General features: G+C 70.9%; 18 protein-coding genes. 1 reads left to right on the forward strand and 17 read right to left on the reverse strand.

Going from position 1 to position 12,155, the window contains the following annotated elements; translation table 11 throughout:
- Positions 1-13 precede the first annotated feature (13 nt).
- Positions 14-1,900: a MobF family relaxase gene (gene mobF / locus MHW47_RS12030; RefSeq protein ID WP_239222773.1), complete on the reverse strand. Its 1,887-nt coding sequence runs from the start codon at positions 1,898-1,900 to the stop codon at positions 14-16.
- Positions 1,901-2,256: 356 nt separating this feature from the next.
- Here mobF and MHW47_RS12035 point away from each other — a divergent pair, with 356 nt between their 5' ends.
- Positions 2,257-2,550 (forward strand): hypothetical protein, encoded by a 294-nt coding sequence (locus MHW47_RS12035; RefSeq protein WP_239222775.1) that lies wholly within the window; start codon positions 2,257-2,259, stop codon positions 2,548-2,550.
- A 135-nt stretch (positions 2,551-2,685) separates the two neighbouring features.
- Here the strand turns inward: MHW47_RS12035 and MHW47_RS12040 are convergent, their stop codons facing one another.
- The 16 genes from MHW47_RS12040 to MHW47_RS12115 form a co-directional block, all read right to left on the reverse strand.
- Positions 2,686-3,576: a ParA family protein gene (locus MHW47_RS12040; protein ID WP_239222777.1), complete on the reverse strand. Its 891-nt coding sequence runs from the start codon at positions 3,574-3,576 to the stop codon at positions 2,686-2,688.
- The gene (locus MHW47_RS12045; protein WP_239222779.1) at positions 3,573-4,922 is read right to left on the reverse strand and encodes a ParB/RepB/Spo0J family partition protein; all 1,350 of its coding nucleotides are present in this window, start codon (positions 4,920-4,922) and stop codon (positions 3,573-3,575) included. Before MHW47_RS12045 ends, MHW47_RS12040 begins: the two co-directional genes overlap by 4 nt.
- Before the next feature lie 255 nt (positions 4,923-5,177).
- Complete coding sequence (locus MHW47_RS12050; RefSeq protein ID WP_239222781.1) at positions 5,178-5,414, reverse strand: hypothetical protein; 237 nt, start codon at positions 5,412-5,414, stop codon at positions 5,178-5,180.
- An 82-nt stretch (positions 5,415-5,496) separates the two neighbouring features.
- Positions 5,497-5,682, reverse strand: coding sequence for a hypothetical protein (locus tag MHW47_RS12055; protein ID WP_239222783.1), 186 nt, complete (start codon positions 5,680-5,682; stop codon positions 5,497-5,499).
- Positions 5,679-6,164, reverse strand: coding sequence for a hypothetical protein (locus MHW47_RS12060; protein WP_239222785.1), 486 nt, complete (start codon positions 6,162-6,164; stop codon positions 5,679-5,681). The genes MHW47_RS12055 and MHW47_RS12060 overlap by 4 nt, the downstream gene beginning before the upstream one ends.
- On the reverse strand, positions 6,161-6,370 hold the full coding sequence (locus MHW47_RS12065) for a hypothetical protein (RefSeq protein WP_239222787.1): 210 nt from the start codon (positions 6,368-6,370) through the stop codon (positions 6,161-6,163). The genes MHW47_RS12060 and MHW47_RS12065 overlap by 4 nt, the downstream gene beginning before the upstream one ends.
- Before the next feature lie 55 nt (positions 6,371-6,425).
- On the reverse strand, positions 6,426-6,866 hold the full coding sequence (locus MHW47_RS12070; protein ID WP_239222789.1) for a hypothetical protein: 441 nt from the start codon (positions 6,864-6,866) through the stop codon (positions 6,426-6,428).
- Positions 6,863-7,546: a GGDEF domain-containing protein gene (locus MHW47_RS12075; protein ID WP_239222791.1), complete on the reverse strand. Its 684-nt coding sequence runs from the start codon at positions 7,544-7,546 to the stop codon at positions 6,863-6,865. The genes MHW47_RS12070 and MHW47_RS12075 overlap by 4 nt, the downstream gene beginning before the upstream one ends.
- A 93-nt stretch (positions 7,547-7,639) precedes the next feature.
- On the reverse strand, positions 7,640-7,945 hold the full coding sequence (locus MHW47_RS12080; protein ID WP_239222793.1) for a hypothetical protein: 306 nt from the start codon (positions 7,943-7,945) through the stop codon (positions 7,640-7,642).
- 164 nt (positions 7,946-8,109) lie between these two features.
- Positions 8,110-8,355 (reverse strand): hypothetical protein, encoded by a 246-nt coding sequence (locus MHW47_RS12085; protein ID WP_239222795.1) that lies wholly within the window; start codon positions 8,353-8,355, stop codon positions 8,110-8,112.
- Positions 8,356-8,474: 119 nt separating this feature from the next.
- Positions 8,475-9,332 carry a DUF4097 family beta strand repeat-containing protein gene (locus MHW47_RS12090; RefSeq protein ID WP_239222797.1) on the reverse strand — a complete coding sequence of 286 codons (858 nt, stop codon included), beginning with the start codon at positions 9,330-9,332 and terminating at the stop codon, positions 8,475-8,477.
- Positions 9,333-9,455: 123 nt separating this feature from the next.
- A complete protein-coding gene (locus MHW47_RS12095; protein ID WP_239222799.1) occupies positions 9,456-10,229 on the reverse strand; it encodes a hypothetical protein in 774 nt (257 codons plus the stop codon).
- Positions 10,230-10,267: 38 nt separating this feature from the next.
- On the reverse strand, positions 10,268-10,468 hold the full coding sequence (locus tag MHW47_RS12100; RefSeq protein ID WP_239222801.1) for a hypothetical protein: 201 nt from the start codon (positions 10,466-10,468) through the stop codon (positions 10,268-10,270).
- Positions 10,465-11,466 (reverse strand): ATP-binding protein, encoded by a 1,002-nt coding sequence (locus tag MHW47_RS12105; RefSeq protein ID WP_239222803.1) that lies wholly within the window; start codon positions 11,464-11,466, stop codon positions 10,465-10,467. The genes MHW47_RS12100 and MHW47_RS12105 overlap by 4 nt, the downstream gene beginning before the upstream one ends.
- Positions 11,463-11,816 carry a hypothetical protein gene (locus MHW47_RS12110; protein WP_239222805.1) on the reverse strand — a complete coding sequence of 118 codons (354 nt, stop codon included), beginning with the start codon at positions 11,814-11,816 and terminating at the stop codon, positions 11,463-11,465. Before MHW47_RS12110 ends, MHW47_RS12105 begins: the two co-directional genes overlap by 4 nt.
- Positions 11,813-11,983 carry a hypothetical protein gene (locus MHW47_RS12115; protein ID WP_239222807.1) on the reverse strand — a complete coding sequence of 57 codons (171 nt, stop codon included), beginning with the start codon at positions 11,981-11,983 and terminating at the stop codon, positions 11,813-11,815. The genes MHW47_RS12110 and MHW47_RS12115 overlap by 4 nt, the downstream gene beginning before the upstream one ends.
- Between the last annotated feature and the right edge of the window lie 172 nt (positions 11,984-12,155).

Consider the following 12,155-nt stretch of genomic DNA (forward strand, 5'->3'; position numbering starts at 1 on the left):
ATTGGCGTCCTCGTCAGCGGTTGGGGCCCGCTCCCCTGCCCTGATCGGGCTGCGTCGTGTGGTGCTGCTGCTGGCGGGCGGGGTCGTCCGCGTCCTTGGCAGGCTGCTTCGGCTGCGGTCCGTCCGCGACGAGGCGGCTGCGGGCTTCGGCGGCCTGGGTGAAGGCGGCCAGCCGGGCGAGGTTCTTCGGGGTGTGCAGCCACGTCGCGGGATCGGTCGTGCGGCCCTCGAGGTACTCCTCCGGCATCGCGGCCTGCTGATGGGACTGGACGGCGGCGGCCCGCTGCGCGGGGGTGAGGGCAGCGTCCCGGTCCGGGTGGTCGACGGCGTGCGGCGCCGCCTGGTCGTGATGGTCATCGGCGCGCGCTGTGGCCGACGTCGTAGCCGCCGGCGCTTCGTCCCGCGCGCCGGAGAGGATCCGGGCGTCACGGATCGCGTTCTGCAGGGCGAGACTGGCGACCCGGGCCCGCTCGTACCGGGACGACTCCCGCGGCGGCTTCCCGTCGATCCCGGCGATCCACCACCGGTGCGGCCAGGCGAAGTCCGCGGTGTAGGTGAGCTGGTCCGGCGCCGGGGCCCGGCGGCCGGGCACGGGGACGGTGAGCTGACGGGCGTGCCGGGACAGGGCCGCATCCGCGATGTAGTCGTCCAGGCCGCGCGTGAAGCCACGGCCGCGCAGCGTCTCCAGCAGGTGCCGGCGCGCTTCGGCCAGGACGTGGCGGCGGGCGAAGGACCGGCGCACCGTGAAGACGACGGCGGCGACGTCGACGGCGGCGAGCGCGGTGTCCACCACCGGCCTCACCCGGGAACGGATCGCCTTCCCCGCTGCCTGGCACCGCTCCAGCAGCCCGTCGACCATCTCCTTGCCGAAGCGCAGGATCGCGGACGCCCGCCACCACGCGCGCAGCTGCTCCAGCGGCTTCGGGGTCTTCTTCGCCCGGCGGGTGTCCTGCGCCGCCCACCACCCCAGGCCGTGGCGGCCGCGCTCGCCGGGCAGCCGCTTGTGCTTCTTGACGTACTTCTCGGTGATGCGCTCCAGCACCGGCGCCATCTGCTCGCGGCGGGTGGAGGACCAGTCGATGAGGCCCTGGTCGACGCCCGCAACCTCCATGACGGGGCGCAGGCCCGGCGTCACCTCCCGCGGCACGGTCGCCAGGCCCAGCTCCTCACACACCTCGGTCGTCATCGTGAGGGTGTAGAGCGTCCCGGCCGCCACGATGTGCTGGTAGAGGCGGCGGGTGTCGAGCGCGCCCCAGGTCCCGTCCGGACGCTGCGCCCGGTTGAGGATCAGGCAGTGGTCGTGCAGGAGCGGAAAACCGTCGCGATTGTCGAAGTGCCTCCACCGCGACACCACCAGGGCCGGCGCCTTCGCGCGCTTACGGCCCGACGACCACCGGGTCTGTGCGACCTCGTCCTCCAGCCAGCGCAGCACCGTCTCGATGGCCTTCTCGTGGGCCCGCTCGATGACGCGCCGGGTGCGGTCGTCTCCCAGCGCCCACAGCACGATCAGGGACGCCTGCGGCCGGAACACGAAGTCGAGCGCGAACAGGGGGGTCGCCTTGCGCCTCTCGATCTCTTCGACCGGCTGCCCCAGAACAGTCGCCAGCCGGGCCGTCTCCGGGGCGGCGCCGTCGTCCAGGAGCTCGCGCTCGATCCGGTCGGCATCCGGGTGCCGACCCTGCCCGAAAACGAGCTCCATCTGCCGCTCGGTCACCTCCTGTCCGGCGGTGAGCCCGAGCGCGGCCAGGCCGCGCCCCATCCACACGCCGGGCGGTAGCCCGGCCATCTCCTGGGCGTCCTTCAACGTCTGACGGGCCCGACGGCGGCCGTCACCGAAGGCGACACCGCGTACGTAGTAGCGCCAGGAATTGCGCTTCTGAACCTTCGCAACACTGATCATCCCGGCAGCGAACACGGCTCTGACCTGCGGAGAAAGGCCAATCCCGCGAGGCGGGAGGGTTCACCAGAACTTCACCGCCGATCCCGCCGGACGGGCGTCTGCGGCGACGTCCCGCCCGCCAGGCGAACACGTCCGGGGCCAGGCAAATGCTGCGCGACAACCAGTCCCACACGTCTCACACGCCTCAAAAACGCCAGGTAACCGACTCCAGCGGTATCCAGCGCACCTTCACGTACCGCTCCCCCGGACGACGACCAAGGACGTCCCAGCACCACGTCACCGACTCCCTTCACCCCAAGAGAGACACCCACCGCCCCCGGTGCCCCCGGGGGCTTTGTGCTTCCTGGAGGACCGACGTGCCCACCTACGAGACCACGCCTCGCTTCACCACCGACCTGGACCGCCTCACTCCCGAGCAGCGCCACCGCTTCCGCCAGGCCGTGACGGCGTTCGTCGACGACCTGCGCACCGGCGGGCGCTTCCGCGCCGGCCTCCGCGTGAAAGGTGTGCGGCGCGCTCACGGTGTCTTCGAGCTGACCTGGGACGGCAACGGCCGCGCCACCTGGTCCTATGGAGCGGAGATAGTCCGGGGCGAGCGGCACATCATCTGGCGTCGCATCGGCGGCCACGACATCTTTGCCGGACCCTAATGTGACCGTGTCGCGTGCGAATTCGCACGCGAGCGTTCGAGACGCTCGAACAGGTGGCACCGCCACCGCAGAGGGCCGGTTCCCAACGCTGGGAACCGGCCCTCTCTCACGCCTCAGCGTTTCCAGTGGAAACGGTCAGGCTGCCAGGTCAACGAATCCGAGGTGCGTCATGATCTTGCGGTAGTCCACGGAGGGCGCGGAGTTCGGCAGGAGGATCGGCAGGGGGCACTCGTCCTCGTACAGCTTCTTGGCGTCTGCCGAGTACCGGACGTACGGAAGGAGCACGGAGCCGTACTTGGCCTGGGCAAGCTCGGCAGCACGCCGGGCGGCGGCTTCCTTGTAGGTGGGCGTCGGTGTTCCGGTGAGGAGCATGTGGTTGAGCGTGGGGCGGCCTGGCACGGACATCCGGCCGCGGTTCTTGCTTCGAACCCGCTCCAGCTCGTCCACGAGCCGGGCAACCATCTTGACGTCCTTGGGATCCGCCTTGATGGAGGGGATGACGGAGTCGTCCTCGTCCAGCATGCGCAGCACGGAGTAGGGCATCTTGCCGTAGCTCGCCGGGAAGTCCATGTAGAACACCGTGTCGTCGCCTGCGTAGCCGCGGCAGAGTTCGACGAACCAGTCGTTGCGGTCGACGTCCTCAGCGATGGCGGTGTCCGCGCCGGCCATGGTGGCGCTGCTGGGGACAACTCGCAGGTTCGGGATCGGCGCGAAGGCGTCCTCGTCGTAGCCGTCGCCGATGCGGAACCGGGCGGGAAGGGCGACCTCGTCGAACGTGGCATCGCCGCGCAGCAGGTCGTAGGCGGTCTTCTTGCCCTTCAGCGCGGTCTCGTCGTAGCCGAGGATCAGCGAGGACGACATGTTGCTGTCGAGGTCGAACACGACGCCGGGGTATCCCCGGAGGGCTGCGGTGACGGCCATGGAGGTGGCGCTGCTGGTCTTCGTTGATCCGCCGCACTCGATGAGGAAGGCCCAGATGAGAGGCCAGTTGCGTCCCTTGGGACGGAAGCGCGGGTCGACGGTCATCGGTCTCCTCCTGCGGTGACCAGTCCGAGTTCCTTCTGCTCCCACTCGGTCTGCGGTTCGTACTGTGCGTGCTCCTGGAGAACACGGACGTGGTGGATCTCGCGGCTGCTCCAGGACTGGCGTCGCGCGCTCGTCCGGAGTTCGGCGGCGGCCAAAGCGCTCGCGAAGGCGGCGAGGCGCTGTAGGGCAGAGTCGCCGGAGTCCTGCACCGCGTTGAAATAGGCGGCTGCGTCGGCGGCTTCCAGGCCATGACGGTTGATCTCGCGTAGCCAGGCGTAGGCGCGCTGCTGGGCTGCGGACTGCTGCTGCGGAGCCAGCACGGCGGCCGCAAGCACGCTGAGGATCAGCTCGTGGCTGTCGGGGTCGGCTGGGTCGATGGTCTCCAGCAGGAGCCGGCAGTGAGTGTCTCGGGCTGCGGCTGCGGCGCGGCGGTCGGCGTCGTCCTTCCCGGGGGACTTCTTCGCTTGCTTCGGCCGCTTGGTGGCGGGCGGCGCGGCTTCGCCGTTTCCATTGGAAACGGCGGTCGTCTCAGGGGCTGGGTCCGGAACGCCTGGTGTCTCTCCACCGGAGCCGTTTCCGTTGGAAACGGGTGCATCGTCGGCGGAGTCCTCCGGCTGGCGCTGGCGGGCGAGGATCTGCGCGTGCGCTTCGGCAGGACGCGCACCGCCACGTACGAGACCGAGGTAGTCCCGCTGGTCCTCGCCGTCGAGCTGCTGAGCCTTCTCGGCGGCGCTGACCTTGAGCGTTCCGTCTCGGAGGGCCTGCTGCACCTCGGGGCTCAGCTCTAGGAGCTTGACGCGCTTCCAGACAGTGCCCTTGGAGATGGCGCCGTCTGCCGTCTCACCGACCTTCTCTGCGATCTGCTCGTAGGAAAGGCCGGCCTCACGCAGTGCCTGGTAGTGCTCGGCTTCCTCGAGGGGGCTGAGCTGAGCACGGCGCAGATTCTCGATCAAGGTGATGAGGCGTGCGTCCGCTACCTTGTCGTCCCTCAGAACGCTCGGGATCTTCTCCCAGCCCAGTTCCTGGACAGCTCGCCAACGGTGCTCACCGAAGAGGATCACGTTGGGGGCTGTGATCTTGTCGGCGGTCTCCGGGTAGGTCTGGATCCAGACCTCAGCCCTGATGTGGGCGATGTTCTGGAGCAGTCCGACTTCCTTGATGGTCGCGGCGAGTTCGGGTACCCCCTTCATCTCCCGCTTGTTGAAAGGGTTGGGACAGAGGGACGTGAGCTCCAGGTCCAGGATGTCGCCGCTTCGGTCCTTGTCGGTGTAGAGGACGTCTTCGGGAGCCACCTCGGGCTTGGACTTGGTGCTGTTGCGCTTGGGCCGCGGGAGCGCGCCTGCCATCTGATCTCCAGGACTGCAATGAGAAGTACGGCCCGAGACTAGCGTTTCCATTGGAAACGGCAGACCCCTTCCCCACCGGAATCCACTTTGTGCGTGCCCGGGGAGGGTCTGAGGGACGGGAGTAGACCGGTGCCGCCGGGTTGACTCACGTGCCCGCCCCCCAGAGCACCCGTTTCCACTGGAAACGCAAAAAGGGCCGTGGCCTCCGACTGTCGGAGGCCACGGCCCTTTGGAGGAGCGAGGACGATTGCAGGCTCAGCGGGACCGAAGCATGCCCGCGAGGCGCTGCTTCCAGCGGTCCCAGAGGGTGGGGTGGGTGTGGCGCCAGGCGACACGGTCCAGGCGCACGGGGTCCGTGTGGCGCTGGGAGAGGCCGCAGGTGCATTCCAGGCCGTAGGGGAGCGGCTGCGTGTCGTCTCGGGTCGTGGTGACGACGACGCGTTCTCCGTGGTGAGCGCCGTGGTAGGTGCCGACCCAGAGCTGTGTGAGCATCGCGGTTCCGTTCTGTGTGGAGTGTGGCGCCGGGGCGGCCGGGCTCGTAGCCGGCGGCCGCCCCGGGCCGTCTGCGGGGTGTTCAGGACTTGGTGGGGGTGGGCTTGGTGACCACGAGGAACTGGTCGGTGGTCAGGTCCATCACGACCTGGGCGTCGATGCCCAAGGCGCGCTGGGCGGCGGCGTAGTCGTCGGCGGGCCAGGAGCCACGAGGGTGGCCCGCGGGGAAGCGTTCGAGGACGGTGCGCGGCGCGGCGGTGGTCGTCATCGCGTGTCGCCGCCGTTCTCGTACGTGTCGATCAGGTCGAGGATGGCGTCGGGGTTGGCGGCCTCGCCGACCCAGGCTCCGGCAGCGGTGAAGACCGGCACGGTGTCCCGGTCCGCGTCGAACACGGCCGCGTAGCCGCCCCACCGCTCCAGCACCAGGTCGTACAGGACCGGGGCCGGGGCGGCCTCCAGGACCTCCATGGCGTCGACGGTGAGCAGGGCCGGGGCGGTCGGGTCGTCCGGCTGGACGACGGTGCCGGTGACGCGCAGGAGGTCCCCGGGCTGGATCTCGTTCAGCAGGGCGTGGGCGATGCGCGGGTCGCCGGTGGTGCAGGCGTACACCGTGTCCGGGGCGTCGGGTGCGATCCGGTCCGCGTCGGCGGGGGAGTGGATCAGGTCGAACGTCGCGGTGCCCCAGCACGTGCCGGGGGCCGGGATGGCGTCGACGTAGCCGTCTATGGCGAGGTGCGTCTGCGAGGTCATGAGCGGGCCTCCGCCCGGGTCTTGGTGGTGCGCGGGGAGCGAGGTCGGGGGGTGCGCTGAGCGAGCACCAGGAGTTCGCGGTTGCGTCGCTGCTGCTCGGGGGTGAGCGGCCGGGCCTTCGTGCCGCGCCGGTGCCAGAGCGGCGAGGCCGGCGGCTCGGGGTAGGCCATGGTGTGGTCGGTGCTGTGCTGGGGCGTGCTGCTCATTGGGGCCTCCGGGGTGGAGGGGTTCAGGCGTGATCGTCGCCGGGGCTTTTGCGGGTCACGGCCGCAGGTGGGGCAGCTGCTGGAGGACCTGGTCCACGAGGTCCTGCGTCGGCTTCCAGGCCGGGAGCGCGCCCGTGGCGGGCACGGGCAGCGGCAGCTCGTGGACGTCGTCGAGGACCAGGTGGTGAACGCCTCGCTGCGCCCAAGGGCTGGAGCAGCGCTCGGGGCCCTGGTCCGGGTGGCAGTCGGTGAGCCGGGCGACGCCGATGACCGCGCCCAGGTGCAGCTCGCGGCCGCGGATCGCGGTGGCCACCAGCGGGTCGCGCAGGAGGGCGGGGTCCGGCTTCGCCTTCCCGGCGTGGAGGAGGACCCAGCCGCGCCAGGGCCAGTTCGTGGGCCTGTTCTCCGGGGTCTTCCCGGCGAGGATGCAGGTGGCCCAGGGCTGGCGGATCGTGATGCCGCGGATCCAGTCGCCGCCTTCGAGATCGGCGGTCACGCGGCACGCTCCAGCGCGGTGCCGGGGCGGCCGACGCGGCGTCCGTTGACGGTGGACGTCTCCAGGTCCTCGATCTCCGCCCAGCCGTACCGGCCGGAGTGCTTGGTCCGGTACATCGAGACGTCCGCGCCGCGCAGCAGGGCGGGCAGGGCGTGGATGCCGAGGTAGTCGGGGACGGCGGTGCCGACCGACGCGGCTACGGCAAGGGGCCCGTCCTCGGTGGGCACGGGCTCGTGCAGCACGCCCATCAGCTCCGCCAGGCGCTGCTGCATCGCCTCGTCTCCGGCCCGGGTGTCCACGCGGGTCGCGACCGCGAACTCATCTCCGCCCAGGCGGCCGACGACTCCGTGCGGTCCGGCCCAGCAGGCAAGGCGCTCGCCGGTCGCGGCGAGGACCTTGTCGCCGGCGGCGTGGCCGCGGCTGTCGTTGAGGCCCTTGAAGTTGTCGAGGTCGACCAGACAGACCAGCGAATCCTTCTGGTGACGGGCGACCAGGCGCTGGGCGCGGCGCTCGAACGCGGCGCGGCGCTGGGCTCCGGTGAGGGGGTCGCGGCGTTCGGCCGCGAGGCGCCGGTGCAGGGTGAGCGCGTGAACGGTCCAGCCGGTGAGCGGGACCGCGAGGGTGGTGATGATGAGGGCGCGCTGCCCGATCGGGGACGCAACGCGGGTGACGGGGTCCATACTTGGGATCTCCCTCTCTCGTCTCGTACGGGGTGGGTAGGCCCGGGGCAGGCGGTTGGTTTGGACGCCTTTGTCGCCTGTCCCGGGGCGGAGCTACAGCGCGAAGTCGCTGCGGCGGGTGCAGCTGAGCGGGTTGTGCCAGCGGCCGGCCTTCGCGGCGGGCCAGTCCAGCTCCCAGCCGGGCCGCAGCCCGCGCGCTCCCCAGCTGTCCGGCTCCTTGCCGGGGATTTCGAGTCCGGCCTGCTGTGCGGCGAGCGCGGCGTCGTACACCTCGTGTGCGCGCCGCAGGGCCGTGGTGGGGGAATCCGCCTCGCCGGTGAAGACGTGGAGCCCCCGCAGGGCCGGGTTGGCGGTGCTGCGTATCGGGACGTCTACCTCGAAGAACTCGCGGTTCGGCATGACGACCCATCTCCCTTCCGTGCCTGGTGCGTGAGGGGCCACCGCGCCGCCCTGATCTCGGAGGTGATGCCAGGGCGGCGGGGAAGCCCGTCAGATCGCCGTGGGGCGGAGACGGTGGAGCCGTTCCGGCCCGGCGTGGGCAGGGCCGGAACGGCTCCGGGGGTTCAGTCGTTGGCGGCAGGCTGGTCCGTGGACCGGTAGCGCTTGGTCTGCCTCAAGACTTGGTTGCGCTTGACGTTCAGGGCGTCGGCGATGTCCTGTTGCGCGCCGTGGTACCGCTTCTGCAGGCTGTCGATCTCCTGCCAGAACTCCGTCTCGATGCGCTCGTGGCTGTCGTCGCGGCGCTTGCTGGCCTTGGCGACCAGGTCGCGCAGCTCGGTGCGGGCCTCATCGTCGGGGCGCGGGGTCATGTCGGGCTCCTGGGGAGTTGAGGGACGATGTGTCTGCCCCCTGCTCCTGTTGGAGCGGGTCGGGAGGCCCGGGGTGGCCGGTGAAGTTTGGCGACTGTGGCGGCCACCCCGGGGCGGGGTCACCGGCGGCGGTGCTTGCCGGAGACGGTGCCCACGCGCTCGCGCAGGTGGCCCGTGCCGCGCGTGGTGACGTCGCCGGAGACCGTGGTGGCGTCGATCGAGCCGGTGGCGGCCGGGGTCGCGCTGACGTGGACGTCGCCGGAGACGGTGTTGGCGCGGAACTCGGTGCCGTTGTACGCGCCGATCTCGATGTCGCCGGAGACGGAGTTGACGTCGACGCGGGCGTCGACCCGGTCCACCTCGAAGTCGCCGCTGGTGGTGTTGCCGCGCAGGGTGTGCACGCCGCGGGCCTGGGTGTCGCCGGAGACGGAGTGGACGTCCAGGACCTGGAGGTCGCCGTGGACGGTGATGTCGGCGCTGGTGGTCTCCAGCCGGACCGAGGACTGGTCGCTGGGCAGCTTCACGTCGACGGTGATGGTGCCCATCCCGCCGCCGGAGACGACGGTGCCCTGCTCCGCGACGACGCGGCCGTTCGAGACGACCTTGCGGCCGCCGATGATGACGTCGCCGTTGCTGATGGTCATGCCGGTCACGGAGCCGGTGACGACGCCGAAGTTCTGCCCGACGACCATGTTGCCGCCGTTGAAGCTGAACGTGGAGTTGCCCATCGTCATGGTGTTGCCCTTGACCTTGGGGACGCGGACGGTGAGGCAGTTGAGGCTCTGGTAGGTGCTCTCCTGCTTCGTGGCCCCGCGCACCGCGTCGGCGAGGGGGCCGTCGTCGTCGCCCGTGCTCACCGTGATGACCGCGTGCTTGAGGGTCGGGTCGACGGTGACGTTGACCGTGCCGACGTGGCTGATGACGTCAGTCCAGATGGCGCCGGCGGCGGTGGCGGTGAAGGTCTGGGAGGTGGTCAAGGCAGGCTCCTTGGTCGGAGAGTGCGGGGGCCGGGCGGCCCCCGCACCATCAATAATGCATCCTTGAAGGATGCGTTTCAAGCGTTTGGCATCTTTCGAGGATGCCTTTTCTGTTCGTGCAGATCAGGCGGCCACGGCCGGGGCCGGGGAGTCGAGGCCGACGCCGCGCAGCGCGTCCAGGACGTACGGCTCGAAGCGGGCCTGGTGCTGGGCGGCGACCGCGCAGCCGGTGGCGCGGCCGTAGGCGTAGCAGCGGGCCATCATGCTGGCGTCGGTGTCGGCGAGCGCCTGGTCGACGGCGTTGCGCGCGAGGTGCTCGATCCAGGTCTGGGCGGCCGACTCGCGGCGGCTGTGCGAGACCGCCATGGCGAGGGATTCCGCCCATCGGCCGCTGCCGCAGGTGGGGCCGCCGCACTGCTCCCAGGCCCACTTCCGGTCGCGCATGCCCTCGGGGTCGGCGTCCCAGTCCGCGGCCCAGCGTGCGGCCCGCTCGGGAATCTCCTGCTGGACGACGTGCAGGACGTCGCGGCCGGCGGGACCGAGCGCACGGTGGGCGTCGGTCTCCTCGAGGACGCGGATCTGGTGGGAGAGCAGCCGGTAGGGGTAGTAGCGCTGGCTCCAGTTGCCGGTCTCCCCGAGCGGCTCCACGATCCACAGCCGGACGGGCCAGGTGACGGGCCAGATGCCGGTGTCCTCCAGCGCCTCGCCGACCCGCTTGACCATGCGGAAGTAGGAGAAGCGGCTCTCGTCGTACCACTTGTTGCGGCAGGGGTTGGGGTGGTCGATGACCTTGCCGACGTTGGCGGAGAGGTTCACCGGGGTTCCGGCCTCGCGGGACATCTCGATGATGCCGTCGGCGGGGGTGGCGATGTACCAGGTGACGGGCTTGCGGGCCATGCGGGCCTCCGTGAAGGGGTGAGAGCGGCCGGGGCCGCTCATAACTGGATGTTGATCTGGCGGCGCGGGTCGCCCGCGCTGGTGTGGACGGTGCGGCGGTGCGCGGCGAGGCCGGCGCTTCCGCCCTGGATCGGGAGGTGGCAGTCCGGGCACCCGTGCGCCCACTCGTCCCCGGCCGGGAGATCGGCCGGGGTGAGCGGGTGCGGGTGCGGGTGCGGACCGGCGGCGGCGCGGCTCACTCGCGGACCGCGGCCGCGAACTGCTCTTCCAGGTCCGCGCGGCCCTCGGGGTCGTCGTCCTGGTCGTGGTCGTCGGCCTCCTGGTCGACGTCGTCGGGGCCGCCGTGGACGGAGCAGACGGCATCCGGGTGCAGCCCGGTGTCGCTGGTGTGCGCCTTCCACAGGTCGGTGACCGAGAAGACCGGCTGCCACGCCGGGGCGTCGCAGTCGTCGTCGTGCGGGCAGCCGACCAGCAGGTCGAAGCCCACGTCGCCCTCGCCGTCGACGTCGGTGCGCAGGGCGAGGACCAGGCGGTCGGGCCCGAGGCGGATCTCGCCGACGCGGTCGCCGCCGGCGAGTGTCGAACCCTCGCGCCAGTGCCACAGCGGCAGTACCTCGGAGCCGAACGTACGGCGGACCAGGAGCAGGCCGCCCAGGCCGTCACCGCCGTCCCAGCCGAGTTCGCGGCGGCGGGTGTCGCTGGCGCGCTTGAGCAGCGGCTCCAGGCGGTGGATGTTGTCGGCGAAGACGACGTGGTCGAAGCCCTCGTTGCGCAGCTGGGGGAAGGCGGCGACGGCTTCGGCGTGCTGGCGGCGTACGACGCCCTCGGGCACCGCGCGGTCCGGGGTCCGGTCGGCCTGGCGCTCCACACAGACCGAGGCCGGGGTGGAGACCAGGAACGCGACGGTGGGCACGCCGTAGTTCCGGGCCATCTGCACAAGGCCGGCCCTCACCCGCTCCTCGGTATTCGTCGCGTCGATCACCGTCGTGCGCTTCCGGGCGAGGCGGGCCTCCAGCACGGTGTGCATCACGTTGACCGCGGACAAGGTGGCCGACTGGTCCCCGGCCTCGTCCGAGACCATCGCCCTGAACTGGTCGAGCTCCAGGACCTGCGTGGACGGCCAGGTGCTCGCCCAGGTGCTCTTGCCGCTCCCCGCCGCGCCGATGAGGACGATCAAGGCCGGGTCGGGGATGGTCGTGTCGAGCGGCTGCATGGTGCCTTCGAAGGTGGTCTTCACGGGCGTTCTCCTTGCGGGTGGAGGGTGGAGGTGGCCAGGTGCAGGCGCATCCCGGCGGAGTCGAGGAGGAAGGCCGCGGCCTCGTCGATCGCGCAGGCGGCGGACTCGGAGTCCTCGCCGTCCAGCGGGGTGAGCGCGGCGGCCCGGGAGGCCATCGTCAGCAGCTGGTTGAGCGAGCCGAGGACGCCGCCCTTGGGGTCGGCCTCGTCGAACAGCTCGCGCAGCGTCTCGGCGAGGAACTCGGCGTCGATCGGACCGCCCAGTTCGTCCTCGATCTGCTGGACGGCGAGCTTCACGATCCCGGCCGAAGCGCGGACGCGCTCCAGCCGGGTACGGGCGGCGGGGGTCACCGGCGGTCGCCCTTGCGCAGCGTGATCCAGGCCGTGACCAGGGCGGCGGCCACGCCGATCGCGCGGTGCGCCGCCTGGTCCAACTCCATCAGCGCGGTACCGGGACCGGAGACGTCCTGGACGGCCTTGGGGTACTCGGTGCCCTCGCCGCCGGCCTTGCGGACCACGGTGGCGTGCTTGATGTAGCCGGACTTGCCGGCCTTCTCCGCGAGTATCGGTAGGTTCGGATATTCGTCTGTGTGGAATAGCGCTTCAGGTGGTGTCAGTGGGCAAGGGCAGACTGACCACATGACCGCATCTCGCAACGTTTCTCGTCACCTCCATGCCGATCTTGCTTGG

It is taken from the genome of Streptomyces sp. OfavH-34-F (assembly GCF_022347745.1).
Classification (GTDB): Bacteria; Actinomycetota; Actinomycetes; order Streptomycetales; family Streptomycetaceae; genus Streptomyces.

Bases quoted from the DNA above. Each gene is read 5' to 3' on its own strand.
- MHW47_RS12085 (WP_239222795.1), bottom strand. From the start codon at position 8,355: ATGACCCCGCGCCCCGACGATGAGGCCCGCACCGAGCTGCGCGACCTG.
- MHW47_RS12095 (WP_239222799.1), bottom strand. From the start codon at position 10,229: ATGGCCCGCAAGCCCGTCACCTGGTACATCGCCACCCCCGCCGACGGC.
- MHW47_RS12040 (WP_239222777.1), bottom strand. From the start codon at position 3,576: ATGACCGTCGACCCGCGCTTCCGTCCCAAGGGACGCAACTGGCCTCTC.
- MHW47_RS12080 (WP_239222793.1), bottom strand. From the start codon at position 7,945: ATGCCGAACCGCGAGTTCTTCGAGGTAGACGTCCCGATACGCAGCACC.
- MHW47_RS12050 (WP_239222781.1), bottom strand. From the start codon at position 5,414: ATGCTCACACAGCTCTGGGTCGGCACCTACCACGGCGCTCACCACGGA.
- MHW47_RS12055 (WP_239222783.1), bottom strand. From the start codon at position 5,682: ATGACGACCACCGCCGCGCCGCGCACCGTCCTCGAACGCTTCCCCGCG.
- MHW47_RS12060 (WP_239222785.1), bottom strand. From the start codon at position 6,164: ATGACCTCGCAGACGCACCTCGCCATAGACGGCTACGTCGACGCCATC.
- MHW47_RS12075 (WP_239222791.1), bottom strand. From the start codon at position 7,546: ATGGACCCCGTCACCCGCGTTGCGTCCCCGATCGGGCAGCGCGCCCTC.
- MHW47_RS12065 (WP_239222787.1), bottom strand. From the start codon at position 6,370: ATGAGCAGCACGCCCCAGCACAGCACCGACCACACCATGGCCTACCCC.
- mobF (WP_239222773.1), bottom strand. From the start codon at position 1,900: ATGATCAGTGTTGCGAAGGTTCAGAAGCGCAATTCCTGGCGCTACTAC.
- MHW47_RS12045 (WP_239222779.1), bottom strand. From the start codon at position 4,922: ATGGCAGGCGCGCTCCCGCGGCCCAAGCGCAACAGCACCAAGTCCAAG.